General features: G+C 57.9%; 20 protein-coding genes, 2 tRNA genes and 2 pseudogenes. 17 read left to right on the top strand and 7 right to left on the bottom strand.

Translation table 11 applies throughout. The features are described from left to right. Positions 1 to 90: 90 nt before the first annotated feature. The 6 genes from AC1RQB_RS23545 to hemA all read right to left on the bottom strand — a co-directional run bounded on the left by AC1RQB_RS23545 (position 91) and on the right by hemA (position 5462). On the bottom strand, positions 91 to 609 hold the full coding sequence (locus tag AC1RQB_RS23545; RefSeq protein WP_008074211.1) for an acyloxyacyl hydrolase: 519 nt from the start codon (positions 607 to 609) through the stop codon (positions 91 to 93). Between the two features lie 120 nt (positions 610 to 729). Then, positions 730 to 1521, bottom strand: a complete 792-nt coding sequence (gene murI, locus AC1RQB_RS23550) for a glutamate racemase (protein ID WP_008074205.1) — start codon at positions 1519 to 1521, stop codon at positions 730 to 732. After that, entirely contained in the window at positions 1514 to 2269 is a 756-nt protein-coding gene (locus AC1RQB_RS23555) for a molybdopterin-synthase adenylyltransferase MoeB (protein ID WP_063342542.1), read from the bottom strand. Before AC1RQB_RS23555 ends, murI begins: the two co-directional genes overlap by 8 nt. Next, positions 2263 to 3093 carry a peptide chain release factor N(5)-glutamine methyltransferase gene (gene prmC / locus AC1RQB_RS23560; RefSeq protein ID WP_063342541.1) on the bottom strand — a complete coding sequence of 277 codons (831 nt, stop codon included), beginning with the start codon at positions 3091 to 3093 and terminating at the stop codon, positions 2263 to 2265. Before prmC ends, AC1RQB_RS23555 begins: the two co-directional genes overlap by 7 nt. Continuing rightward, entirely contained in the window at positions 3094 to 4176 is a 1083-nt protein-coding gene (prfA, locus tag AC1RQB_RS23565; protein ID WP_008074198.1) for a peptide chain release factor 1, read from the bottom strand. Beyond that, positions 4173 to 5462, bottom strand: a complete 1290-nt coding sequence (gene hemA / locus AC1RQB_RS23570) for a glutamyl-tRNA reductase (RefSeq protein WP_008074196.1) — start codon at positions 5460 to 5462, stop codon at positions 4173 to 4175. Before hemA ends, prfA begins: the two co-directional genes overlap by 4 nt. Before the next feature lie 235 nt (positions 5463 to 5697). Here hemA and AC1RQB_RS23575 point away from each other — a divergent pair, with 235 nt between their 5' ends. The 9 genes from AC1RQB_RS23575 (at position 5698) to AC1RQB_RS23615 (ending at position 13926) form a co-directional block, all read left to right on the top strand. After that, positions 5698 to 7422, top strand: a complete 1725-nt coding sequence (locus tag AC1RQB_RS23575) for a tetratricopeptide repeat protein (RefSeq protein WP_063342540.1) — start codon at positions 5698 to 5700, stop codon at positions 7420 to 7422. 4 nt (positions 7423 to 7426) lie between these two features. Further along, entirely contained in the window at positions 7427 to 8044 is a 618-nt protein-coding gene (gene lolB / locus AC1RQB_RS23580) for a lipoprotein insertase outer membrane protein LolB (RefSeq protein WP_008074188.1), read from the top strand. A gap of 2 nt (positions 8045 to 8046) precedes the next feature. Further along, complete coding sequence (gene ispE / locus AC1RQB_RS23585; protein WP_063342539.1) at positions 8047 to 8898, top strand: 4-(cytidine 5'-diphospho)-2-C-methyl-D-erythritol kinase; 852 nt, start codon at positions 8047 to 8049, stop codon at positions 8896 to 8898. A 36-nt stretch (positions 8899 to 8934) separates the two neighbouring features. Next, positions 8935 to 9009 (top strand) — tRNA-Gln (locus AC1RQB_RS23590). A gap of 46 nt (positions 9010 to 9055) precedes the next feature. Continuing rightward, complete coding sequence (locus AC1RQB_RS23595) at positions 9056 to 9997, top strand: ribose-phosphate pyrophosphokinase (protein ID WP_003171603.1); 942 nt, start codon at positions 9056 to 9058, stop codon at positions 9995 to 9997. Positions 9998 to 10139: 142 nt separating this feature from the next. After that, positions 10140 to 10739, top strand: coding sequence for a 50S ribosomal protein L25/general stress protein Ctc (locus AC1RQB_RS23600; RefSeq protein ID WP_008074180.1), 600 nt, complete (start codon positions 10140 to 10142; stop codon positions 10737 to 10739). A gap of 168 nt (positions 10740 to 10907) precedes the next feature. Then, positions 10908 to 11492 (top strand): aminoacyl-tRNA hydrolase, encoded by a 585-nt coding sequence (pth, locus tag AC1RQB_RS23605; RefSeq protein ID WP_008074178.1) that lies wholly within the window; start codon positions 10908 to 10910, stop codon positions 11490 to 11492. A 23-nt stretch (positions 11493 to 11515) separates the two neighbouring features. Next, entirely contained in the window at positions 11516 to 12616 is a 1101-nt protein-coding gene (ychF, locus tag AC1RQB_RS23610; protein ID WP_007905794.1) for a redox-regulated ATPase YchF, read from the top strand. Positions 12617 to 12912: 296 nt separating this feature from the next. Continuing rightward, positions 12913 to 13926, top strand: a complete 1014-nt coding sequence (locus tag AC1RQB_RS23615; protein ID WP_063342538.1) for a 1-aminocyclopropane-1-carboxylate deaminase — start codon at positions 12913 to 12915, stop codon at positions 13924 to 13926. 15 nt (positions 13927 to 13941) lie between these two features. On the opposite strand, the gene AC1RQB_RS23620 is transcribed toward AC1RQB_RS23615, so the two are convergent. Further along, on the bottom strand, positions 13942 to 15159 hold the full coding sequence (locus AC1RQB_RS23620; RefSeq protein WP_063342537.1) for an MFS transporter: 1218 nt from the start codon (positions 15157 to 15159) through the stop codon (positions 13942 to 13944). Positions 15160 to 15483: 324 nt separating this feature from the next. On the opposite strand from AC1RQB_RS23620, the gene AC1RQB_RS23625 reads away from it, so the two are divergent. The 8 genes and pseudogenes from AC1RQB_RS23625 to AC1RQB_RS23660 all read left to right on the top strand — a co-directional run bounded on the left by AC1RQB_RS23625 (position 15484) and on the right by AC1RQB_RS23660 (position 24663). Further along, on the top strand, positions 15484 to 17541 hold the full coding sequence (locus AC1RQB_RS23625; RefSeq protein WP_063342536.1) for a methyl-accepting chemotaxis protein: 2058 nt from the start codon (positions 15484 to 15486) through the stop codon (positions 17539 to 17541). A gap of 116 nt (positions 17542 to 17657) precedes the next feature. Beyond that, positions 17658 to 17734 (top strand) — tRNA-Met (locus tag AC1RQB_RS23630). Between the two features lie 164 nt (positions 17735 to 17898). After that, positions 17899 to 19125: pseudogene (locus AC1RQB_RS23635) on the top strand (tyrosine-type recombinase/integrase). A 160-nt stretch (positions 19126 to 19285) separates the two neighbouring features. After that, positions 19286 to 19410: pseudogene (locus AC1RQB_RS23640) on the top strand (integrase); the annotation flags it as partial. Between the two features lie 342 nt (positions 19411 to 19752). Continuing rightward, on the top strand, positions 19753 to 19914 hold the full coding sequence (locus AC1RQB_RS23645; RefSeq protein WP_157893828.1) for a hypothetical protein: 162 nt from the start codon (positions 19753 to 19755) through the stop codon (positions 19912 to 19914). Between the two features lie 760 nt (positions 19915 to 20674). Beyond that, positions 20675 to 21199, top strand: coding sequence for a sigma-70 family RNA polymerase sigma factor (locus AC1RQB_RS23650; RefSeq protein ID WP_063342534.1), 525 nt, complete (start codon positions 20675 to 20677; stop codon positions 21197 to 21199). Continuing rightward, positions 21196 to 22140: a FecR domain-containing protein gene (locus tag AC1RQB_RS23655; protein WP_063342533.1), complete on the top strand. Its 945-nt coding sequence runs from the start codon at positions 21196 to 21198 to the stop codon at positions 22138 to 22140. The genes AC1RQB_RS23650 and AC1RQB_RS23655 overlap by 4 nt, the downstream gene beginning before the upstream one ends. A gap of 225 nt (positions 22141 to 22365) precedes the next feature. Then, on the top strand, positions 22366 to 24663 hold the full coding sequence (locus AC1RQB_RS23660; RefSeq protein WP_241824474.1) for a TonB-dependent siderophore receptor: 2298 nt from the start codon (positions 22366 to 22368) through the stop codon (positions 24661 to 24663). Positions 24664 to 24879: the final 216 nt, after the last annotated feature.

Here is a 24879-nt window from a genome sequence, read left to right on the forward strand (position 1 = left end):
CCCCCCCCCCCCCCCCCCCCCCCCCCCCCCCCCCCCCCCCCCCCCCCCCCCCCCCCCCCCCCCGCTCCCACATTAAAAGTGCAGTAATGCTTACAACGGCATCGTGTAATGCAGCGAATAACTCTCTACACCATCGTTCGGGCTGCTGATCCCGGCATTGGAATAGTGCGTGGCGCGAATCCCGACTTCATGTCCGCCGGTAAAGCGCAGACCAAACCCGAAACGATCTTCGAACTGAAAGGCCCCGCCAAGTTTGTTGTCTTCGACTTCAGTGTTGGCAAACACCGCGATGCCGATACCCGCTTCAACGTAGGGTTTGATGGTCTGACCGGCAAACTCATACACCAGCACCGGCGAGAACGACACACTGTGATTGCTCGACGTTTCATCGCCCTCCCAGTAGGTGTAAGCGCCGCTCCAATAACCAGTCAAGCGACCGATATCACTCTGCAGCCAACTCTTGTCCCAGTCGAACTGCATGCCCAGTCGGTAAGTCATGGTCGAATCGCTGGTCTGGCCGACCCCGAATTCCACCCCTGCTGCCTGCGCGGTAAAACTGTGCCCCATCAATGCGGTCGCAATCGCGGCCAAGCAGAATAGTCGCTTCATTAGAAACATCCTTTTCCGAACAATTTCGTATGGTTTTTATGCTGCCCAACAGACAAAGCTATAGAAGTTGAAGCTTGATCAGAAGTTCAGCTCAATTATTCGTGTCATCTCTTTTTTTATCTACAAGTCGAAGCTTTGCACAACACCCGTCGAATGCCACAAAACCGGCAAGATATTTCTGAAATGTTCCGTATCCGCGCTCGACCAGAACCGGGTAGCGCGAGCAGGTCCCTCGGCCAGCAACTCACGCTCGGCCAACAATCGTTGAAGCTGCCGTGCCACAGCGGCACCGGTATCGATCAGGCTGATGCTCTGGGGGAGCATCTGCTTTAGCAGTGGCTTTAGAAAGGGATAATGCGTGCAGCCAAGAATGATCGTGTCTGCACCGGCAGCCAGCAGCGGATCGACATACCCTTGCAGCAACTGACGCAATGCCTCGCTGTGCAAATCGCCATTTTCAATCAGCTCCACCAGTCCGGGGCATGGCTGGGTGATGACTCGCACATCGACGGCGAAACGGTCGAGCAAGGCGGCGAACTTGGCACTCTGTAAAGTGCCGGTGGTGGCGAGTACGCCAACTACACCGCTGCGCGTCGCCGCAGCAGCCGGCTTGACCGCGGGCTCCATGCCGACAATGGGCCACTCGGGGAAATCGCGCCTCAAGTCCGCAACACCCGCGACGGTCGCGGTGTTGCAAGCGAGCACCAGCGCCTTGGCGCCCTGCTGCTGAAAAAACTGCGCCATGACACTGCAACGCTGACTGATGAATGCCGGTGATTTCTCACCGTAGGGAATATTCCCGCAATCGCCGAGGTACAAAAGAGACTCGTTGGGCAGCAACTGCTGGATCTCGGCCAGCACGGAAAGTCCACCGACGCCGGAATCGAATACAGCAATCGGCGCTTCACGCATGGCTTGACCCGCAGACGCTGCAGCCCGGATCACGCTTGACCCGCAATTCACGGAAGCGCGTGCCCAAGGCATCGATCAATAACAGGCGCCCCACCAGCGGTTCACCGAACCCCACCAGCAATTTCAGCGCTTCGAGGGCTTGCAAGCTACCGACCAGGCCCACCAGCGGACCGAGTACGCCGGCCTCGCTGCAGGTCAGTTCGGCTTCGCTGCCATGCCCGTATAAACAGTGGTAGCAAGGGCTTTCCGGACGACGGGAGTCGAAGACCGACAATTGCCCCTCCAGCCGAATCGCCGCACCGCTGACCAGCGGTTTGCGCGCAGCCACACACGCGGCGTTGACCGCTTCGCGGGTGGAAAAATTATCGGAACAGTCCAGCACCAGATCCACCGCCGCCACTGCCGCCGCCAAAGAGTCTTCATCCAGGGCGGTGCGATGGGCAATCAGCTGAATCTCGGGATTAATCGCGCTCAGACGCTGGATCGCCGAATCGACTTTGCTCAAGCCGACGCTGTCGGTGTCATGAACGATCTGACGTTGCAGGTTGGTCAGGTCGACCGTGTCGAAGTCCGCCAGATGCAACTCACCGACACCGGCCGCCGCCAGGTACAGCGCCACCGGTGAGCCGAGACCGCCGAGGCCGACAATCAGCACGCGGCTTTTCTTGAGCCGCAACTGGCCGTCGATGTCGACGTGTTGCAGCAGAATCTGCCGGCTATAGCGCAGTAATTCCTGATCATTCAGCACGGCAAGCGCCCCAGACTGATGCGTTCGTGACCGCCCAGATCGGTGCGGCTGTGGACCTCTGCAAAGCCGCGGGTCAGCAGCAAATCGCGCACGGCCTCGGCTTGATCGTAACCATGTTCGAGCATCAACCAGCCACCGGCTTCAAGATGATCCGGTGCCTGATCGACGATCAGACGCAAATCGTCGAGCCCATCGACGCCGGCCACCAGGGCACTGGCCGGCTCGAAGCGTACGTCGCCCTCCGCCAGATGCGGATCGGTCGAAGCAATGTAGGGCGGATTGCTGATGATCAATTGAAAGCGCTGGCCTTCCAAAGCGCTGAACCAATGGCTGCTCAGTACCGTGGCGTTGTTCAGGTGCAGCCGCTGGCGATTGCGCTCGGCCAGGGCGACGGCTTCCAGCACGCGATCCACGGCGGTGACTTTCCAGGCTGGACGCTCGCTGGCCAGCGCCAGGGCAATGGCGCCGCTGCCAGTACCCAGATCAAGAACCCTGGCCGGGGTTGCCGGCAACAGCTCCAACGCGGTCTCTACCAGCAGTTCGGTGTCGGGACGCGGAATCAGCGTGTGGGGCGCGACCTCCAGGTCGAGCTTCCAGAAGCCCTGCTGCCCCAGAATGTAAGCCACCGGCTCACCACTACGGCGGCGTTGCAGGTACTCGGCAAATTTCAGTGCCGCTTCGCTCGGGACTATCCGCTCAGGCCAGGTGTGCAGAAAACTGCGGGATTTACCCAAGGCAGCCGCCAGCAGCAATTCGGCATCCAGACGCGCGGTGGGCGAGTCGGGCAAATCAGCGGCGCGCAACAAACTGGCAATGATCGTCATTTACTCACCTATCGCTGCCAATTGGTCGGCCTGGTACTCGGCCAACAGCGGTTCGATCACCGCATCCACGCCACCGGCGAGAATTTCGTCGAGCGAATACAGCGTCAGGTTGACCCGGTGGTCGGTGACCCGGCCCTGGGCAAAGTTGTAGGTGCGAATGCGCTCGGAGCGGTCACCGGAACCCACCAGCAATTTACGCTCGCTAGCGATGGCGTTCGCGGCGGCGCTGGTCTGCTGATCGTTAAGCTTGGCCGACAGCCAGGACATCGCCCGGGCGCGGTTCTTGTGCTGGGAACGCTCTTCCTGGCACTCGACGACAATACCGGACGGCAAGTGCGTGATACGGATTGCCGAGTCGGTCTTGTTGACGTGCTGACCACCGGCACCGGAGGAGCGATAGGTGTCGATCCGCAGGTCTGCCGGGTTGATCTCGATCGCTTCCTGCTCGTCCGGCTCGGGCAACACGGCCACGGTGCAGGCCGAGGTGTGGATGCGGCCCTGGGATTCAGTGGCCGGAACCCGTTGTACGCGATGCGCGCCGGATTCGAATTTCAGCTTGCCGTAAACGTTCTCGCCTTCGACCCGGGCAATGACTTCTTTATAGCCGCCGTGTTCGCCTTCATTCTCCGAGAGAATCTCTACTCGCCAGCCACGCCGTTCGGCGTAACGCGAATACATGCGGAACAGGTCGCCGGAGAAAATCGCTGCCTCGTCACCGCCGGTGCCGGCACGGATTTCGAGGAATACGTTGCGCCCGTCGTTCGGGTCTTTGGGCAGCAGCATGCGTTGCAGTTGGGCTTCGATTTCGATCAGCTGCTCTTTGGCTTCGCGGACTTCTTCCACGGCCATTTCGCGCATGTCCGGATCGCTGTCCTTGAGCAGCGCCTGAGCCCCTTCGAGGTCACCCTGCACTTTAAGCAGCTGTTTATAGGTGCCAACGATCGGCTCGACTTCCGCGTATTCCTTGGAATAGGTACGGAACTTGTTTTGATCGGAAATGACCTCGCCGTCGCCAAGCAGGGCGGTCAGTTCCTCGAAGCGGTCCTGGAGGATGTCCAGCTTATTGAGCAGTGACGCTTTCATTGCGGTTTCTTATCCGAAAAGCTATCCGATGAGCCCTCACCGAGGGCAAAGAGTTCCTGGGCCATGGCCAGCGCATCGAGGCGGCCTTCGGCAGAGAGCTTTTTCAACTGCACGCTCGGTGCGTGCAAGAGTTTATTGGTCAGGCCGCGGGCCAGTTGCACCAGCACGTCTTCGGCGCTGCTGCCATTGGCGAGCATGCGCTGGGCTTTTTGCAATTCTTCGTCACGCAGACGCTCGCTTTGTTGACGATAGGCCTTGAGCACATCCACCGCCGCCAGTTCGCGCAGGCGAACCATGAAATCTTCGGCTCCGACCGATACCATCTCTTCGGCGGCTTGGGCTGCGCCCTGACGGCTCTTGAGGTTTTCGGCGACCACTTCGTGGAGATCGTCGACGCTATACAGGTAAACGTCGTCCAACTCGCCGACTTCCGGTTCAATATCCCGAGGGACGGCGATATCCACCATGAAAATCGGTTTGTGCTTGCGCAATTTCAAGGCACTTTCCACCGCCCCTTTACCGAGAATCGGCAACTGGCTGGCGGTGGAACTGATGACGATATCGCTGCGCACCAGTTCTGCCGGGATGTCCGAGAGCAGCACTGCGTGGGCGCCGAACTGTTCGGCCAGAATGCTCGCGCGCTCCAGGGTGCGGTTGGCGACCACGATTCGCTTGACCCCCAGCTCATGCAGATGGCGGGCGACCAGGGTGATGGTCTCGCCGGCGCCGATCAGCAATGCCTGGCTGCGTTGCAAATCACTGAAAATCTGTTTCGCCAGGCTGACCGCGGCAAACGCTACGGACACCGGGTTTTCGCCGATGGCGGTGTCGGTTCGCACCTGTTTGGCCGCATTGAAGGTGGCCTGGAACAGCCGCCCGAGCAGCGGACCGATGGTACCGGCCTCGCGAGCGACAGCGTAGGCCGATTTCATCTGACCGAGAATCTGCGGTTCACCCAACACCAGCGAGTCGAGCCCGGAGGCAACCCGCATCATGTGACGAACTGCCGCATCATCTTCATGCACATAAGCGCTCGCTCGCAGCTCATCGAGACTCAAATGATGATAATCGGCCAGCCAGCGCAACACGATGTCAGCCGAAAGGTGATCCTGTTCTATATACAGTTCACTGCGATTGCAGGTGGAGAGGATCGCAGCTTCGCGGCTGTCGGTGAGTCGGCAGAGCTGCTGCAAGGCCTCAACCAGCTGCTCAGGGGTAAAGGCCACGCGCTCGCGGACGTCTACTGAAGCAGTCTTGTGGTTAATACCGAGTGCAAGGAAGGCCATTCAAGGTCGCTGATGGTGACGTGAAGCCGACAATTGTCCTACTTCGACAGAGCCAGAACAACCACTCGATATCTATCGCGCCCGCAAGAGCTGCCGAAGGCTGCGATCCGTTCTCGTTTACAAGGGCGCCGGGCCTGCGGGGATTGCCCGCGCGGGTAAATTGGCCGGGCGGTTATGTTTGGCCCAAGGCTTGTGTCATGATGATCCGACCGCAGGTTAGTCGTCCTTTTCCTATATGAATAGATCTTCCGCGTTGCTCCTCGCTTTTGTCTTCCTCAGCGGCTGCCAGGCCTTGGCGCCCGTTTCATCGGACGGTACGCCGCCGGTCGAAGACAGCACTCCGGCCCCTGAAAAGCCCAAGGTTTACAGCTCGTTCAGCGAAGAAACCATCTTCAGCCTGTTGAGCGCCGAACTCGCAGGCCAGCGCAATCGTTACGACATTGCCCTGGACAACTACGTGACCCAGGCCATCAATACCCAGGATCCGGGCATCTCCGAGCGGGCATTTCGCATTGCCGAGTATCTGGGTGCCGATCAGGCTGCCCTCGACACCGCACTGGTCTGGGCCAAAAACGCCCCGGACGATCTCGAGGCGCAACGGGCGGCTGCCGTGCAACTCGCCCGCGCCGGGCGTTACGACGACTCCATGGTCTATATGGAGAAAGTCCTGCAAGGCAAAGGCGACACGCATTTCGATTTCCTCGCCCTGTCCGCAGCCGATACCGACCAGGAAACTCGCAACGGTCTGATGAAAGGTTTTGACCGCTTGCTGCAGCGCCATCCGCACAACAACCAGCTGATTTTTGGCAAGGCCTTGTTGCTGCAACAGGACGGCGATGCCAAGGGCGCCCTGACCCTGCTCGAAGACAATCCGCCGGACGAGGGCGAAATAGCGCCAATCCTGCTGCGCGCGCGCCTGCTGCAAGGGCTCAACCGTGGCGATGAAGCCTTGCCGCTGCTGCAAAAAAGCATCAAGAAGTACCCGGACGACAAACGCCTGCGCCTGACTTACGCGCGCATGCTGGTTGAACAGGACCGTATGGACGACGCTAAGGTCGAGTTCTCGAGCCTGGTGCAGCAATACCCCGAAGACGACGAATTGCGTTATTCCCTGGCACTGGTCTGCCTGGAAGCCAAAGCCTGGGACGAAGCCAAAGGCTACCTGGAGGATTTGATCGCCCGGGACAGTCACGTCGACTCTGCTCACTTGAACCTGGGGCGCATTGCGGAAGAGCGTAACGACCCGCAGGGCGCACTGATCGAATACGCCCAGGTCGGGCCGGGCAACGATTACCTGCCGGCGCAATTGCGTCAGGCCGATATTCTGATGAACAACGGCAAGACCGCCGAAGCCCAAAGCCGTCTGGCAGCGGAGCGCGGCGAGCAACCTGATTACGCGATCCAGTTGTATCTGATCGAAGCCGAAACCTTGTCCGCCAACAAACAGGGCGACAAGGCCTGGAAAATCTTGCAGCAAGCCCTGCAGCAATACCCGGACGACCTGAATCTGCTGTATACCCGGGCCATGCTGGCAGAAAAACGCAATGACCTGGCGCAGATGGAAAAAGATCTGCGACTGATCATCAAGCGCGATCCGAACAACGCGATGGCGTTGAACGCCCTCGGCTACACCCTGTCCGACCGCACCACACGCTACGCCGAAGCCAAGGCCTTGATCGAACAGGCGCACCAGATCAATCCTGAAGACCCAGCGGTGCTGGACAGCCTCGGATGGGTCAATTTCCGCCTGGGCAACCTCGATGAAGCCGAGCGCTATTTGCGCCAGGCGCTGGAGCGCTTCCCCGATCAGGAAGTTGCCGCGCACCTGGGCGAAGTCCTGTGGGCCAACGGCAAACAACGCGAAGCCAAGCAAATCTGGAGCAAGTTCCTCAAGGAACAACCCGACAGCCCTACCCTGCGCGGCACCATCAAACGCCTGACCGGATCAGAGACTCTTTAAAATTATGTTTTTGCGCCACCTCATTATTTTCAGCTTCATCGCCCTGCTCGCCGGTTGCGCGGGCTTCGTTGCCCGCGAATCGGTCCAGGGTCAAGGCAACAAGGCCCAATGGCGCGAGCACAAACAGCAATTGACCGGCCTCGATGGCTGGCAGATCAACGGCAAAATCGGCATCCGCGCGCCAAAAGATTCGGGCAGCGGCACGTTGTTCTGGCTGCAACGCCAGGATTACTACGACATCCGCCTTTCCGGTCCGCTGGGTAGGGGCGCGGCCCGTTTGACCGGTCGTCCGGGCAAAGTCTCGCTGGAAGTGGCCAATCAGGGCCGCTATGACGCGCCGACCCCGGAAGCCCTGGTTGAAGAACAACTGGGCTGGAAATTGCCGGTATCCCATCTGGCATGGTGGGTTCGCGGGCTCCCGGCCCCGGACAGCAAAAGTCGCCTGACCCTCGACGTCGACAGCCGTCTGGCCAATCTCGAACAGGATGGCTGGCAGGTCGAGTACCTCAGTTATGCAGAGCAAAACGGCTACTGGCTGCCCGAGCGGATCAAACTGCATGGCACCGACCTTGATGTCACGTTGGTGATCAAGGAATGGCAACCACGCAAACTGGGGCAGTGAACATGACTGCGCCACGCCTGACATTGCCCTCGCCCGCCAAGCTCAACTTGATGCTGCACATCCTCGGTCGTCGCGAAGACGGTTACCACGAGTTGCAGACGATTTTTCAGTTCCTCGATTACGGCGATGAAATCACCTTCGTCGTTCGCGACGATGGCGTGATTCGGTTGCACACCGAATTCGCCGACGTCCCTCACGACAGCAACCTGATCGTCAAAGCCGCAAAAAAACTTCAGGCGCAATCCGGTTGCTCGCTGGGTGTCGACATCTGGATCGAAAAAATCCTGCCCATGGGCGGTGGAATCGGTGGCGGCAGTTCGAATGCGGCAACCACGTTGCTGGGCCTCAATCATCTTTGGCAACTGGGTTGGGATGAGGATCGACTGGCCGCGCTGGGCCTTACGCTTGGCGCCGACGTCCCGGTTTTCGTGCGTGGCCACGCGGCTTTCGCCGAGGGCGTGGGGGAAAAACTCACCCCTGTAGAGCCCGAAGAACCGTGGTATCTCGTACTGGTGCCGCAAGTATCTGTAAGTACAGCAGAAATTTTTTCAGATCCACTGTTGACACGTAACACTCCTCCCATTAAAGTGCGCCCCGTTCCCAAGGGAAACAGTCGAAATGACTGCTTACCGGTGGTAGCAAGGCGTTATCCAGATGTACATAACGCATTGAATTTGTTAGGTAAATTTACCGAAGCAAAACTCACCGGAACTGGAAGTTGTGTGTTTGGGGGCTTCCCAAGCAAAGCTGAAGCTGATAAAGTCTCGGCCCTTCTGACAGAGACCCTTACAGGGTTTGTAGCAAAAGGAAGCAACATTTCGATGTTGCATCGCAAGCTGCAAAGTCTGCTCTAAAGGAATCGATTACTGGGTAATCGTTGCAACAGATACAGGGGCGTCGCCAAGCGGTAAGGCAGCAGGTTTTGATCCTGCCATGCGTTGGTTCGAATCCAGCCGCCCCTGCCATTTTTCTATACTCATCCAGGTTACCCTCAGCCTTCAGGTACTGCGCGTGTCCAAGATGATGGTCTTTACGGGGAACGCTAACCCCGATCTGGCTCGGCGTGTTGTACGTCAGCTGCATATCCCTCTCGGTGACATCTCTGTCGGTAAGTTCTCCGACGGCGAAATTACTGCCGAGATCAATGAAAACGTTCGCGGTAAAGACGTTTTCATTATTCAGCCGACTTGCGCTCCGACCAACGATAACCTGATGGAACTGGTAGTGATGGCTGATGCCTTCCGCCGCTCCTCGGCTACTCGTATCACTGCTGTTATTCCTTACTTTGGTTATGCCCGCCAGGATCGCCGTCCGCGTTCCGCACGTGTGGCTATCAGCGCGAAAGTCGTTGCTGACATGCTTACCGTAGTCGGCATCGACCGTGTTCTCACGGTTGATTTGCATGCTGACCAGATTCAGGGCTTCTTCGATATTCCGGTAGATAACATCTACGGCTCCCCGGTACTGGTGGATGACATTGAAGATCAGCGCTTCGAAAACCTGATGATCGTGTCCCCGGACATTGGTGGCGTCGTGCGTGCACGGGCTGTTGCCAAATCCCTGGGCGTGGATCTCGGGATCATCGACAAACGCCGTGAGAAAGCCAATCACTCTGAAGTGATGCATATCATCGGTGATGTCGAAGGGCGTACCTGTATTCTGGTCGATGACATGGTCGATACCGCCGGCACTCTGTGCCACGCGGCCAAGGCCTTGAAAGAGCATGGCGCTGCCAAGGTTTTCGCCTACTGCACGCACCCTGTGCTGTCGGGTCGGGCGATCGAAAACATTGAAAATTCCGTGCTGGACGAGCTGGTGGTAACAAATACCATCCCGCTGTCCGCTGCAGCACAAGCCTGTGCACGTATCCGTCAACTGGATATCGCGCCGGTAGTTGCCGAGGCGGTCCGCCGCATCAGCAATGAAGAATCGATCAGCGCGATGTTCCGTTAAGGGCCCTGCCCTTTTCATTACATCTCGTTGACGAAAAGCGCCCCGCCCCGGCATTCCTGTCGGGGCGGGGCTTTTTTGCCCATATCGCCTTTAGCGCTGGTCGCAAACGCTGGGGCGAATGTGGTTATTTTGGAGATACAACATGAACGATTTTACTCTGAATGCTGAAGTGCGTTCCGACCTGGGGAAAGGTGCGAGCCGCCGCCTGCGTCGTCTCGCAAGCCTGGTTCCAGCTGTAGTTTACGGTGGCGAAAAAGCCCCTGAATCCATCAGCATGCTGGCTAAAGAAGTTGCCAAACTGCTCGAAAACGAAGCGGCTTACAGCCACATCATCGAGCTGAACGTTGGCGGCACCAAGCAAAACGTAATCATCAAAGCCCTGCAGCGTCACCCGGCCAAAGGCCACGTGTTGCACGCCGACTTCGTACGCGTAGTTGCCGGCCAGAAACTGACCGCTATCGTTCCAGTGCACTTCATCAACGAAGCTGCTCCGATCAAGAAAGGCGGCGAAATCTCGCACGTTGTTTCTGAAATCGAAGTTTCGTGCCTGCCGAAAGACCTGCCTGAATTCATCGAAGTTGACCTGGCTGATGCCGAAGTCGGCGCGATCATTCACCTGTCTGACCTCAAAGCCCCTAAAGGCGTTGAGTTTGTTGCTCTGGCTCACGGTAACGACCTGGCTGTTGCCAACGTTCACGCTCCACGTGTTGCTCCAGAAGCGACTGAAGGCGCAGCAGAGTAATTTCACTCTGTTCGCCGGAGTGACCGGAACATCGCGGACTAGAGCGTAGCGAGAAAGCGGGCGAGAACGCGGAGTTTACATAATGGTAAATGAGCACTTGTCGTCCACTTTCGCCGCACACCCTGATCGCGACGATGTTATCCATCACTTCAAGGAAGGGCCCCTATCGTGACTGCCATCAAACTGATCGTTGGCCTGGGAAATCCAGGCGCTGAATACGAACAGACCCGGCATAACGCAGGGGCCCTTTTTGTTGAGCGCATCGCACAAGCACAGGGCGTCAACCTTGTGGCCGATCGCAAATATTTCGGCCTGACCGGGCGCTATTCGCATCAGGGTCAGGATGTTCGTCTGCTGATTCCCACCACCTACATGAACCGCAGCGGCCAGGCCGTCGCGGCACTTGCCGGCTTCTTCCGCATCAAGCCTGAAGAAATCCTGGTGGCGCATGACGAACTCGATCTGCCTCCGGGCGTTGCCAAGCTCAAACAGGGCGGCGGCCATGGCGGTCACAACGGGTTGCGCGACATCATCGCGCAACTGGGCAATCAGAATACCTTTCACCGCTTGCGGCTTGGCATTGGCCACCCGGGCGTTGCCAGTATGGTTTCAAATTTCGTCCTGGGTCGTGCGCCACGCGCCGAACAGGAAAAACTCGATGCCAGCATCGACTTTGCCCTCGGCGTGCTGCCGGATATCCTCGCCGGTGAATGGAACCGCGCGATGAAAAACCTGCACAGCCAGAAGGCCTGACTCTAACTCCTCGGGGAAACACCATGGGATTCAATTGCGGCATCGTCGGCCTGCCTAACGTCGGCAAGTCCACCCTGTTCAACGCCCTGACCAAATCCGGGATCGCGGCCGAGAACTTCCCCTTCTGCACTATCGAGCCGAACACCGGCATCGTGCCGATGCCGGATCCGCGTCTGGAAGCCCTGGCAGCCATCGTCAATCCAAAGCGCATCCTGCCGACCACCATGGAGTTCGTCGACATCGCTGGCCTGGTTGCCGGCGCCTCGAAAGGTGAAGGCCTGGGCAACAAGTTCCTCGCCAACATCCGCGAGACCGATGCCATCGCTCACGTGGTCCGCTGCTTCGAAGACGAGAACGTGATTCACGTCTCCAACAGCGTCGACCCGAAACGCGACATCGAGATCATCGACCTGGAACTGATCTTCGCCGACCTCGACAGTTGCGAGAAGCAACTGCAGAAAGTCGCCCGTAACGCCAAAGGTGGTGACAAGGACGCCGTAGTCCAAAAAGCCCTGCTGGAGCAGTTGATCGCTCACTTCACCCTCGGCAAGCCAGCGCGCACGCTGATGAAGAACATGGGCGCCGACGACAAAGCGGTGATTCGTGGCTTCCATCTGCTGACCACCAAGCCGGTCATGTATATCGCCAACGTTGCTGAAGACGGTTTCGAGAACAACCCGCTGCTGGACATCGTCAAAGCCATCGCCGAAGAAGAAGGCGCCATGGTGGTTCCGGTCTGCAACAAGATCGAAGCCGAAATCGCCGAACTGGAAGACGGTGAAGAGAAAGACATGTTCCTCGAAGCCCTGGGCCTCGAAGAGCCTGGCCTGAACCGCGTAATCCGCGCTGGCTACGAAATGCTGCACCTGCAGACCTACTTCACCGCCGGTGTCGAAGAAGTCCGCGCATGGACCGTCCGCGTCGGTGCCACCGCACCACAAGCCGCTGGCGTGATCCACACCGACTTCGAAAAAGGCTTCATCCGCGCCGAAGTCATCGCCTACGACGACTTCATTCAGTACAAGGGCGAAGCCGGCACCAAAGAAGCCGGTAAATGGCGTCTGGAAGGCAAGGACTACATTGTTAAAGACGGCGACGTGATGCACTTCCGTTTTAACGTATAACGGTGACCGTGGATTTACACGGACCTCGATAGACTGAAAATCCCCGTAATCACTCGCTGATACGGGGATTTTTGCGTCTTGGGCTCACGGGTTGTTGATCAGAACGACCATCTGCTCCCTATTGGTCTGGAAGCGGCGACATACTGAAAACTGCCCCGTTGAAACTCGACATCGGGTACAGACCCTTCCTCGCAAGTGAGTTTCACCGCAGATCGCCCCCCCCCGGCGACACGCGTTCTCACACAGGCGCTCTGCTAGACTAAAAAAACGGCTTATCCGTGATCAGGGGAACCATCATGCTGGAGACATTCGAGCGCTATCCACTCATGTTTGGCCCAACGCCGATCGAGAAACTGAATCGTCTATCGGCCTGTCTCGGTGGCAATATCGAACTCTATGCCAAACGTGAAGACTGCAACTCTGGACTTGCGTTTGGTGGCAACAAGATCCGAAAGCTGGAATACATCATTCCCGATGCAATCGCTTCGCAGGCAGACACGTTAGTGTCCATCGGTGGTGTCCAGTCGAACCACACGCGCCAAGTCGCAGCTGTCGCGGCCAAACTCGGCATGAAGTGCCGTCTCGTTCAAGAAAGCTGGGTTCCATTCCCGGATGCAGTCTACGACCGGGTTGGGAATATTCTGATGAGCCGCGTGCTGGGAGCGGAGATTGAATTCGTCGACGAAGGTTTCGATATCGGTATCCGCGAGAGCTGGGAGCGGGCGCTGGAGGACGTCAAGGCCAAAGGAGGCAAACCCTATGCTATTCCCGCCGGTGCGTCCATGCACAAATATGGAGGTCTCGGCTATGTCGGCTTCGCCGAAGAAGTACGCGAGCAAGAAGCCAGGATGGGAATCAAATTTGATTACATCATCGTCTGCACGGTGACTGGCTCCACCCATGCGGGCATGCTGGTTGGGTTCGCCAAGGATGGACGTGCTCGCAATGTGATTGGTATTGACGCCTCTGCCACGCCTGAGCAAACCAGGGCACAAGTATTGGCAATCGCTCAGCATACGGCGCAGCTTATTGGGCTTGGCCAGGAAATCACCGCTGACGATGTTGTCCTTAAAGAAGACTACGCCTATCCGGCCTACGGCATTCCATCAGAAGAAACCAACGCAGCCATCCGTTTGTGCGCTCGCATGGAAGGCATGATGACGGACCCGGTCTATGAGGGAAAATCCATGCAAGGCCTCATTGATCTCGTCCGCCAGGGGTTTTTCCCGACGGGGTCGAAGGTACTTTATGCACATCTTGGCGGGGTACCAGCGATTAACGCGTATAGCTATATCTATCGAAACGGCTGACTTTGCCGGTCGGCCTCAGACTTTTCGGGTTCTTGGCAAGAAGATCGCCAACACCCCAAGCAGCGGCAAGAACGAGCACAGGAAGTACACATATTCAATGCCGTGAATATCCGCCAGATGCCCAAGTAATGCCGCGCCAATCCCGCCGAAACCGAACATCAGACCGAAGAACACCCCGGCAATCATTCCGACGTTCCCTGGCACCAGCTCCTGGGCATACACCACAATGGCCGAGAACGCCGAGGCGAGGATGAAACCGATCACCACACTGAGGATGCTGGTCCAGAACAGGTCCACATGGGGCAGCAGCAGCGTGAACGGTGCGACGCCAAGGATCGAGAACCAGATCACCGCCTTGCGCCCGATCTTGTCGCCGATCGGCCCGCCGAAGAAGGTCCCCGCCGCTACCGCACCGAGAAACAGAAACAGGTGCAACTGTGAACTGGCCACCGACAGGTCGAATTTTTCAATCAGGTAGAACGTGAAGTAACTGGTCAGGCTGGCCATGTAGAAGTACTTGGAAAACACCAGAAGCCCGAGCACTACCAGTGCACTGATCACCCGTTGTTTCGACAGGCCGTGAGTCGCTGCCTGACCTTGTTTGAGCTTGAACAGATTCAGATGGTTGGCGTACCAGCGACTGATCCGATACAGCACGAACAGCGCAAACAGCGCGAACAATCCGAACCAGGCCACATGACCCTGACCGTAGGGAATGATGATCGCCGCCGCCAGCAACGGCCCGAAGGCCGAGCCCGCATTACCGCCGACCTGAAACGTCGACTGCGCCAAGCCGAAACGCCCACCCGAAGCCAATCGCGCCACCCGAGAAGCTTCCGGGTGAAAGGTCGATGAACCGACACCGATCAACCCCGCCGCCAGCAGAATCATCGGAAAACTTCCGACCACAGACATCATCAGAATGCCGATCAATGTGCAGACGGTACCGGCCGGCAACAGCCAGGGTTTGGGATGACGATCAGTGTGGTAACCGACCCATGGTTGCAACAGCGAGGCCGTCAGTTGAAAAGTCAGGGTGATCAGGCCGATCTGGGTGAAGGTCAGGCCATAGCTGGCCTTGAGCATCGGATAGATCGACGGCAATACCGCCTGAATCAGGTCGTTGATCAAATGCGCCAGCGCCACCGCGCCGATGATGCGCATGACCAGCGGACTGCTTTGTGAAGTCGCGGGCGCCGACGTAGCGGCGGACTGAACGTTGCTGATGGCCATGAGAGTTTCCGTACTGCGGATGGGTGCGCACTGGCAGGTCGGTCAATGTGCCATTTTTCGGTGCGGTTGCGCCATCCCCTTAGCCTGCTAACGACTTCAAAAAAAGAAGGTGATAGCGCAAAGCCATGGTCTGAATCTTGCCTTGTTTGTCTGCTTCAACGCGGCCCCTTACAAAGGGAACCGAGAATGGGAAGTTTCGCTACAGAGTCGGCCTACAGAGCGGACCAAGGTGAACTTTCGAGGCCTTTTAGAAGGGCACAAGTCGCGGTCGCAATGACCTCGATGCACGCCAATGGGGCGTGGTGTCCAGAGGAGTCATGGGGCATGCAGGCTTTTTTATCACCGGGGATCGGGCTGCTGGGGCGATTCGGCTTCGCGCGCAAATTTCAGCTGCTGTTTCTGCTGTTTATCCTGCCACTGGCGGGCAGCCTGTGGATGATCGGCCAGGACCATCGTGACAAGTTGAGCCTGATCTCTGGCGAACGCGCCGGGGTTCGGCAATTGCTCGCCCTCGATGCGCTCGACAACCTGCTTGCCGCCCAGCGTGACCGCGCAGCTCGTTGGCGCGCCACCGAAACCAATCGCCAACCGACACCCGCAACCATCGCGGCGATGGCAGCGTTCGACGCGGTTCAGCCGGCCGTCGCCCAAGCCATTACGGACTTGGGCAATACCCTGAAAACCGAAGGCGCCGAGGGTCAAACCCTCACCCGCTATCAGGCTCTGCAAACCGCCCTCACCGGCCTGGACTCGAAAAGCCTGAGCAACGTCGGTTGGTGGCCAGACGGTTACGATCGCTTCACCCATGCCTTGAGTGCTCTGCAAGCCTTGCGCGAACAAATCGCCATGGACACTCGCCTGACCCTCGCACCGTGGCTCGAAACCTGGCTGCTGACGCAGATTTCCACTCAACACGCACCGGACCTGATCGAACGGGTCGGGCGTCTCGCCGCGGTCGGTCAGGCCTCAGTGGTATCCGGGCAGTTCACCCTGCAAAGCCGCCTGCAACTGCGGGACTTGCGCAGTCGCATCGGCGATGCGCGGGAGCAGCTTGCTAAAACGGCTGGTCTGCTGGAAACACGCCTGCCCAACGCCCTGCAAACCTGGGCCGGGCAATACCACGACAGCCTCAAGCACCTGGACGCCGGTTTGAAAGTGCTGGATGAGGGCGTCTTCGGTGGCAGCATCAACCTCAAGCCGGAAGACTTTGAACGCAGTCTCGACGCCCTCCTTGGCGACCTCGCCAAGTTGCGCCAGCAATCGTTGGTTTCTCTGGATCAACGACTGGATTATTACCACGGCTCGGCCATCCGCCAGTTCATTCTGGTGGCGATAATTTTTGGCTGCCTGCTGCTGGCCGCGCTGTACCTGTTTATCTGTTTACAGGCCTCGATCCGTCGCAGCGCCAGTGGCATCACGCTCCTGGCCGAAGCACTGCGTGACGGCAACCTGAGCTTGCAAGTACCGGTGCAGGGCCGCGACGAACTGGCGGCGATCAGCACCGCCTTGAATGTCGCCGTGGTGCAACTGCGCAACAGTCTGTTGGGGGTCGATCACGAAACCCTGCAACTGAGCAACGCGGTGCGCGCGCTCAACGATCACTCCAGCGGCGCGCTAGGCGAAGTCGAGGCTCAGCAGTTGCAGATCAGTCAGATCGCCGCTGCGGCCACGCAATTGGCGGCGACCTCGCAAGGGGTCGCCCAGAGTTGCGAACAGGCCTCAGGCAGCGCTCAGCACACCCAGCGCATCGCCGCCGACAGCAGCCGAGACAGCCAACGCACGACAGCGAGTATTCAGCAACTCAATCAGCGTTTGAACGACACCGCGGCGGCATTGGGTCGGGTCAGCGAGCAAGGACAGCAAATTCAATTGGTGGTCGATACCATTCGCGGCGTCGCCGAGCAGACCAACCTGCTGGCCCTCAACGCCGCCATCGAGGCCGCACGGGCCGGCGAGCAAGGTCGTGGTTTTGCCGTAGTGGCCGATGAAGTGCGCAGCCTGTCGCAACGCACCCAGTCCTCCACTGCGCAAATCGCCGGCACCGTCGACAGTTTGCGCAGCACCGTCAATGAAGCGGTAAGCCTGATGGAAGCCGCCTGCGGCCAGGCACAATCGGACGCGCAAGCCGTCACGGGCCTCGGCGAGCGCCTGGGGGAAATCGCCAGCGCGGTGCAGAGCGTCACCGACACCCTGGCGCAGATCGCCACCGCTGTCGAAGAGCAAGCAAGCACCGCCGATGAAGTCAGCGGCAACATCCAGCAAGTCGATCAGGCGGCGGTACGCTTACTTGAAGGCGCACGGGCGGTGAACCTTGCGGCAGACACCTTGAGCCAGGGCAGTAAGGCCTTGAGTGCCAATACCGGCAGATTTCAGCTCGGTTGACGCCCTCCGCTAGCCCGATTTTTCGGGCCTGCGGGATAAGCGGTTGAAAGTGTGGAGAAATATTTTTAATTTGCGCTTGACGCATCTTCGTTCCAGGTGAATAATGCGCGCCACTTGGCTACATAGCTCAGTTGGTTAGAGCATAGCATTCATAATGCTGGGGTCCGGGGTTCAAGTCCCTGTGTAGCCACCAAGTACCGATTTATAGAGATCCAAGGATGTCTATAAATCACCTCAAGAAGCCCGCCTAGTGCGGGCTTTCTTGTATCTAGAGGTCCATCCTGATCTACCCGCATCCTTCACATCCTGTATGCCCCATGTATGCTTCAGTAGAAATTGAACTGGAGGCATACACGGATGAAGCGCAGCGATATCAAACGCCGTCCCCTCTCCGATACCGCACTAGTCAACCTGGCTCCTGAAGCAGGGGCATACCTTGAGCTAGACAGCTCTGGGCTGTATTTCAGAGTGAAACCTAACGGGCAGAAGTCGTGGGAGTTGCGCTATAAGAAGCCCGACGGCAAATGGTCGTGGCTCGGGCTTGGTGGTTATCCAGAAGTCAGCGGCGCCCTCGCCCGGCAAAAGGCTGCCGAATTACGAGCGGATGCAGCAGAAGGCAAGAATCCGATAACCGCCAAGAAAGCTAGAAAGGCTGCAGAGATAGAAGCCGCAAACGAAACCTTTGAAGCCTTGGCTCGTGAATGGCATTCCTCTCGCTTGGGCGGCTGGGATCTCGGCACAGCGAAGAGGATTCTCGGAGCCTTGGAACGTCACGTGTTCCCTTCTCTAGGAAAACGTCCGTACGTCTCCATCATATCTATGGAATGGATGGAACTTTTGAGAGGGCTCGAACGTCAGGGAATCCTTGAGCAAATGAGTCGCGTAAGGGCTTACTGCAAAGACATCTACGACCTGGCTCGCATAACCGGCAGAGCGATGAATAACCCCTTGGAGGGTGTTCACAAGTTTCTGTCATCGGCAAAGGTCGAGAACTACGCCCATGTCTCTCGGGAAGAGCTTCCCGCACTGCTCAGAGCGATACGATCATAGCCTCACGCCAAAGATGTTCAGCTTGGCCTCCAACTGCTTACTCTTTTGGCTGTCCGCCCCAGCGAGCTTCGAGAGGCATACTGGGCTGAGTTCGACTTTGACAAGCGGCTTTGGACCATCCCCGTTGGACGCAAAGGCCGTAAAAAAGGGCGTGAACACCTTGTACCACTCTGCAAGGAGGCGCTCAGTGCGCTTAATGAACTACGAAAAATCACGGGAGCGTACCCATTACTGTTTCGCGGTCGAAGCGATCGAACCAAACCTCGCAGCGATACCGTTTTTCTGATGGCTCTAAGGCGCCTTGGTTACGAAGGGCGACAGACTGGACATGGTTTCCGTCATATTGCCAGCACCGTACTCAACGAGCATGGTTTTCCAGCGGACCACATTGAGGCCCAGCTAAGTCGCAAGCAGCCAGGTGTCCCAGGGATCTATAACAAGGCTCAGTATCTGGAGCAACGTACGCCAATGATGCAGTGGTACGCCGATTATCTTGACGAGCTGGAAACAGGAAAAAATCAAGGCCGTATTTAAAACCGCGAAATCCTACTCACCACGTCAGCAATGCATTCTCGCAAAGGGCCCGGGAATATTTAGCTCGAAGCACAGCAATTGGGTTATCTGCAATGATGACCTGGGAAGGGTCGACCCGTATTACGCTGGTAGTCATCTGAGCGGCTTTCACATCGTCATCATCGAACGTCGGCGTCCGATGATGGCCTGGCGGAGTGAACATATCCAGAAGGCGCACACCCCGGCAGCCTGTCGACATCCGCCATCAATCAAACCAGGGACCGCAACGTGGTGCCGATATGCTGAGCATCACCGGCGACAATCCATGCCATCCGTGTCGTGGAGCATGGCGTCAGAAATGACGACTGTCGCTAAATCTCTCGCATGCCTGCGCTTCTTTGGCCAAGCCCCTGAATATGGGAAGGCTGATTACTGGCTGTCCTCACGTAGTCCCGCCACGCGGCTGTTGAGTGTTATCAGGGATCAAGGCCCCTGCGGCCTGTGAGGTGTTCACTGACGCGGAACGTACGGCTCCTTACGACCGGGAGCGAGGGCATGAACCCATGAATCTGACCTCCTTGGCGCATCCGAAGAGGCGGGCGGGTGGAGGTTGTGCCGACTGACGAGTTCGGCACCTGGAGATCCTGAGTGGGAGAAGGCAAAGACCTGGACACCTGGGGCATGCCTGACTGTCAGTCAGGTGCAGCCATTCCATGGGCTGCGGCACCGGTGCCGGTGTCGTTGCGGATGGCGACGAATCGGATTTGTCAGGCCGATTGTCACGAGGAGAGTTGCGGCAATGCCTTGTAAGACGTGGCTTGCAGCAGAGGTACGTGCGCCCGTCTCTTTCCAGAAGAAAGAGACGGGCGCGGTTTGGCGCAGCGGGGTGTGCCGAGAGGTGAGGTGGCTGCAACGCAGCGAGGTAGGCCCATCGTCGGCCGCAGTGGACAGATAAGTCGAGTAGGCATCCATCACTCTTGGGGAGTGACCGTGCGAGCCGCCGGACGCTAATCGCACTTTGGGATAACCACCACGTAAGTGGCGTAGCCTTGAAGGTTCTGGCTACCTGGGCAGGCGCTGTCAACGACAGCAGTCCGTGCGCCAATTGTTATACCCACTCGAAAAGACGGTCAAGCGTCACGACCAAAGCCTGCAAAAAGTGGCGACTGTCGCCACTTTTGTCGCCATGCCTCAGGCCCCATTCTGCCTGGGTTGTCGCCGGTGTCGCCACATCTCTAGCCATGGCCCCACGACGAGATCCGCTCTCACACTGGAGCTGTACTCGATAACCATCGTGAGTCATTTCTGACGGTTAAAAGATGGCGTGACGCTAATCAAATGTGAAATGGGAGAGGGGAACGAAGTGGCTTCGAGAAAAAGCGAGTGAACCCTCCGATCGGCGCGATCATAGATCGCTGGACCGGAGGGGATGGCAAGCTGCTGCTCGTTTCTGCGATGAAGGACGTCTAAACGCCTCATGTCGCAGTGGCGGAGCTCATCGAAAGCCTTAGGCCTTGAAAAAATCACAACACTGGCGATAATGATAAGAATTATCATTCAGTACACTCCAATGACCCACATTGCGCTCGCTTCTTCCAGTGCTCGGCGGACGGTTCTGCACAGTCTTTTTGGCGACCATCATGGTTGGTTGCTGAGTCGCCTGCGGGCGCGGCTTGGTTGTACTCATGATGCCGCTGACATGGCTGCCGAAGTGTTCGCTCAGGTTGTCGCTTTATCTGAGCCCCAGGCGATACGCGAACCTCGGGCGCTGCTTACGACCATTGCCAAGCGATTGATGTACGACAGTTGGCGGCGGCGCGATCTGGAGCGTGCTTATCTGGAAGTGTTAGCGTTGCAACCACAAGTGTTTGAGCCCTCCCCCGAAGTACGTGCTTTGGCGATTGAAGCGCTCCTTGAAATCGATGCCTTGCTCGCCGGTCTTTCTGCGCGAGCCCGTACTGCATTTCTGTGCAGTCAGGTGGACGGAATGAAGTACGCCGACATTGCCGAGTTGATAGGGGTCTCGACCATTCGAGTACGTCAATACGTGGCCAAGGGTTTGAAACTGTGCTGCCAGAATCTGATGCGCGAATGAAGCACACACGCTCCGCAGTCGATGAAGCTATCGAGTGGACGGCCTGTATGCGTTCAGGCGAAGTCATGGCCGACGAACAAAAGGCGTTTGACGCCTGGTTTGCCAACCCGACGAATGCGCAGGCATGGGAGAAAGTGCAGGTCCATTTGGGGGCAACCTTCCCACCCCTCTTGCATGGCTCGGACTCACAGGTGCGCCGGGTGCTGCAAACCCCTGATCTGCAGCGACGTCGCTTGCTTCGTGGGGCGCTGGTGTTCGGCGGTGTCGGCATCGGTGCAACACTGATTGGCCGGCAGAGTACGCTGTTCTCTACTATCGGAGCCGATTTGCGGACCGCAACGGCCCAACGGGGTGATTTCAATCTGTCGGATGGCAGCAAGTTGCGGTTGGATGCACGCAGCGCGGTGGATATCAATTTTACTGATAGCGAGCGCAACCTGCTGCTGCGTGCCGGAAAGCTGATCATTGAGGTCAGTGACGACCCTCGGCCTTTCGTAGTGCAAACGTCCCACGGATTTGCACGCGGCGCTGGCGCTCGGTTCATGGTTTCGCTGCAGGGCGATTCGACCCATGTATGGGGCATGCGGTCCAGCCTCTGCATCGGTCGCCTCAACGATGGTTGTTCAGCACTCCAAAGCGGCGAAGGTGCCCGACTCGACTCGAAAGGCATCACGCCACTGGCGGCTTATCGTAAAGGTGAGAGCAGTTGGGAGAGCGGCAAACTAAGTGTGGATGACTGGGCGCTTGGGGAGGTGATCGAGGCATTGCAGCCTTACCGACGCGGGGTGATCCGCATCAGTACGGCAGCGGCCCGGCTTCGTGTTTCCGGCCTGTTCTCCTTGGATAACAGTGAGCGTGCACTGAACTCGCTGGAACAGATTCTGCCCGTACGCATCGAGCAGTACCTGGGGTTCTGGACCCAGATCGAACTGCTCGGCTAAGTTTTTTTCATCTGCCCTGTATCGCTTTTTCAGTCTCGTTGGACATAGGCATTAACCGCTAATAAAAGCGCAGCCGCCAACACGGAGTTACCTATGTCCAATCGTTTTAACACTACGCGCAGGCTGACGTCTGTGTGCTTATCTGTATTGCTGGCTCAAGGATACGCTTCGACTAGCTTTGCGGAGTCGGCTTCGACGCAAAGCCAATCGCTACAAAACTTCGACTTGCCAGCCGACTCCCTGGTGGCAACCCTCGACCGCATAGCCCGCCAAAGCGGTCACGAAATCGTGTATGTGCCGAATCTCGTTGCCGGGCTACGTGCTCCGGCCATCAAGGGAACAATGAATGCCGAGCGAGCGGCACAAATCGCGATTGAAGGCAGCGGATTGTCAGTACGCACGACCTCGGATGGAACCTTGACGCTGGATGCCCTCGGCAGCATGACGCTACCGGCACAGGCGATCGTCGGAATGCAGACCGAAGCACCCACCGTGTCGGTGGGTACCAAAATCCCGTTGCGTCTTCGAGAGGTGCCGCAGACGATCAACGTGATTGGCCAAGAGCGTATTCAGAAGCAAAATCTCTATACCCTCGAAGATGCTCTGGGCAAGGTCGGTGGTGTAACCGTGCAGCGAATCGACGCCAGCCGTCTGAGTTTTTTCTCCCGGGGTTTCGAAATGACCTCGCTGCAATTGGACGGTACGCCGACCACCATGGACAACAGGGTGTTCCTGTCACCCGACCTGACCATGTATGACCGCGTCGAGGTACTCAAGGGCCCGTCTGGCAGCCTGACCGGTGCAGGCGGCCCCGGCGGTAGCATCAACCTGGTACGCAAGCGACCGTTGGCCGAGGCAGCTGCTTCGGCGGAAATCAGCGCCGGCTCCTGGGACGACTATCGGGGCATGGTTGACGTCACCGGCCCGTTGACCGAGAGCGGTAATGTGCGGGGACGCCTGGTGCTCAGCGAGCACGACGAAGGTTACTACTACGACAGTGGCGGCAAGCGAGAGTCGAATCAAGTCTATGGCATTGTCGATATAGACCTGACGCCAGACACAGTCTGGACAATCGGTGCGAGCAATCAGAACACCGACATCCGTGGCGCCCAACGCTCCCTACCGGCCTATCGTTACACTAATTCAGCCGGTGAAGCCGCGATGTCACTGCCGAATGCATCGCGCAAGAACTTTTACGGTGAAGACTGGAACCGCGACTACTTCTGGAGTACCGCAGTTTTCACCGAACTCGAGCATCAGTTGGGCGATGGCTGGAAGACCAGGTTGTCGCTGCGGCACGCCGATAACAATTACGATTTGACACAGGCTTACGCACGTAATGGCGGCGGCATCGACCCTGCGGACAACTTGGTGTCAATGAACTCGATCATGTTCGATTACCGCGAGAAACAGGACGAGGCTGACGTATATGTCGATGGTCCGTTCAACTTCCTCGGGCGTGAACATACAGTGCTGGTGGGCGCCAACTATTCGCGCTCCGAGTTCGCCTCCAACGGCGGCTACTTTTCAAATTTCCTGGGGGACGTTGATCTCGGTAACCCGCAGCCCGACTTTGCCTACCCGGCCTTTCCTGATTCGGACAAGTTGCCGACCAGTGTTGCCAACACCCGCGCAAAAGCGCTTTACAGCAACATGCGCTTGAGCCTTTCCGACCCTCTGACGCTGGTACTCGGCGGGCGCGTGACCTGGCTTGAGATGCACCGCAGTCAGCACCAACCCGAGGCCGGCTCACCGTCGGAAAAAAGCGGCGATAGCGTGTCGCAGAAGTTCACTCCGTTCTACGGGCTGATCTACGACCTCAATGATAACTACTCGGTGTATGCCAACTATTCCGGCGTATTCCAGCCACAGGCTGTCAGCAATCTGGACATCAACAACAACATCATAAAGCCGCTGGAAGGCAAGCAACATGAACTGGGTATCAAGGGCGAATTCCTCGATGGCGCATTGAACGCCTCGTTGGCAGCGTTCCAGATCGAAGAAGAGAATCGCGCAATTCCGGATATGAACGATCCGAATGCCCGGGCCGTGGTTGCCAGCGGCAAGGCTCGGACCCGTGGGTTCGAGGCTGAGCTGAGTGGACAGATGACTCCCGACTGGTTCCTCACCGCGAACTTTACCCATACCTACAAACGCTATGACAGCCCCAACGAGCAGTTGCAGACCTACCTGCCGAAAAACATGTTGCGGGTGTGGAGCCTGTACAAACTGCCCGGCGAGTTGGAGAAGTGGAGTGTCCAGGGTGGCGTCAGCGTTGTCAGCGAGACCTATAATAAGCTGGATGTCCCTGGCATCGGCATGAACGGCACCAAACTCCGCCAAGGTGGATACGCTCTGTACGATGCGGGCATTGGCTACCAGATCACGCAAAACTTCTCCGCTGATCTGCTCGGCACCAACCTGACCGACAAGAAGTACTTTCAGCGGATCAACACTTTCCAGGACGGGAATATCTTCGGTGACCCCCGTGCCGTGTCCATGACACTGCGCGCCAAGTTCTGATTACGATTGCCTGTCACTCACCCGGCATACTTCGGTATGCCGTTTTTTATCGGCTACACGCTCTGCGATCCGGGAGTTGGGGTGAGACAAACAGCGTCAAAACAACCAAGGAAAAACCTAGGCCCACAGCGTACCGCGTGGCTGGTGCTGGTGTTGCTGCTCAGTTACCTATCGTGCTGGGCGCTGAACGGCTTTTTGGCGTTGTGCCTAGTGCAT

It is taken from the genome of Pseudomonas sp. GW822-FHT02E03 (genome assembly GCF_058802325.1).

What these genes read in the sequence shown, in the direction of transcription:
- AC1RQB_RS23650 (WP_063342534.1), top strand. Translation starts at nt 20,675, where the DNA reads ATGACCCACATTGCGCTCGCTTCTTCCAGTGCTCGGCGGACGGTTCTG.
- AC1RQB_RS23625 (WP_063342536.1), top strand. Translation starts at nt 15,484, where the DNA reads ATGCAGGCTTTTTTATCACCGGGGATCGGGCTGCTGGGGCGATTCGGC.
- AC1RQB_RS23615 (WP_063342538.1), top strand. Translation starts at nt 12,913, where the DNA reads ATGCTGGAGACATTCGAGCGCTATCCACTCATGTTTGGCCCAACGCCG.
- AC1RQB_RS23545 (WP_008074211.1), bottom strand. Translation starts at nt 609, where the DNA reads ATGAAGCGACTATTCTGCTTGGCCGCGATTGCGACCGCATTGATGGGG.
- prmC (WP_063342541.1), bottom strand. Translation starts at nt 3,093, where the DNA reads ATGACGATCATTGCCAGTTTGTTGCGCGCCGCTGATTTGCCCGACTCG.
- AC1RQB_RS23655 (WP_063342533.1), top strand. Translation starts at nt 21,196, where the DNA reads ATGAAGCACACACGCTCCGCAGTCGATGAAGCTATCGAGTGGACGGCC.
- AC1RQB_RS23575 (WP_063342540.1), top strand. Translation starts at nt 5,698, where the DNA reads ATGAATAGATCTTCCGCGTTGCTCCTCGCTTTTGTCTTCCTCAGCGGC.
- lolB (WP_008074188.1), top strand. Translation starts at nt 7,427, where the DNA reads ATGTTTTTGCGCCACCTCATTATTTTCAGCTTCATCGCCCTGCTCGCC.
- AC1RQB_RS23620 (WP_063342537.1), bottom strand. Translation starts at nt 15,159, where the DNA reads ATGGCCATCAGCAACGTTCAGTCCGCCGCTACGTCGGCGCCCGCGACT.
- murI (WP_008074205.1), bottom strand. Translation starts at nt 1,521, where the DNA reads ATGCGTGAAGCGCCGATTGCTGTATTCGATTCCGGCGTCGGTGGACTT.
- ispE (WP_063342539.1), top strand. Translation starts at nt 8,047, where the DNA reads ATGACTGCGCCACGCCTGACATTGCCCTCGCCCGCCAAGCTCAACTTG.
- ychF (WP_007905794.1), top strand. Translation starts at nt 11,516, where the DNA reads ATGGGATTCAATTGCGGCATCGTCGGCCTGCCTAACGTCGGCAAGTCC.
- hemA (WP_008074196.1), bottom strand. Translation starts at nt 5,462, where the DNA reads ATGGCCTTCCTTGCACTCGGTATTAACCACAAGACTGCTTCAGTAGAC.
- prfA (WP_008074198.1), bottom strand. Translation starts at nt 4,176, where the DNA reads ATGAAAGCGTCACTGCTCAATAAGCTGGACATCCTCCAGGACCGCTTC.
- AC1RQB_RS23600 (WP_008074180.1), top strand. Translation starts at nt 10,140, where the DNA reads ATGAACGATTTTACTCTGAATGCTGAAGTGCGTTCCGACCTGGGGAAA.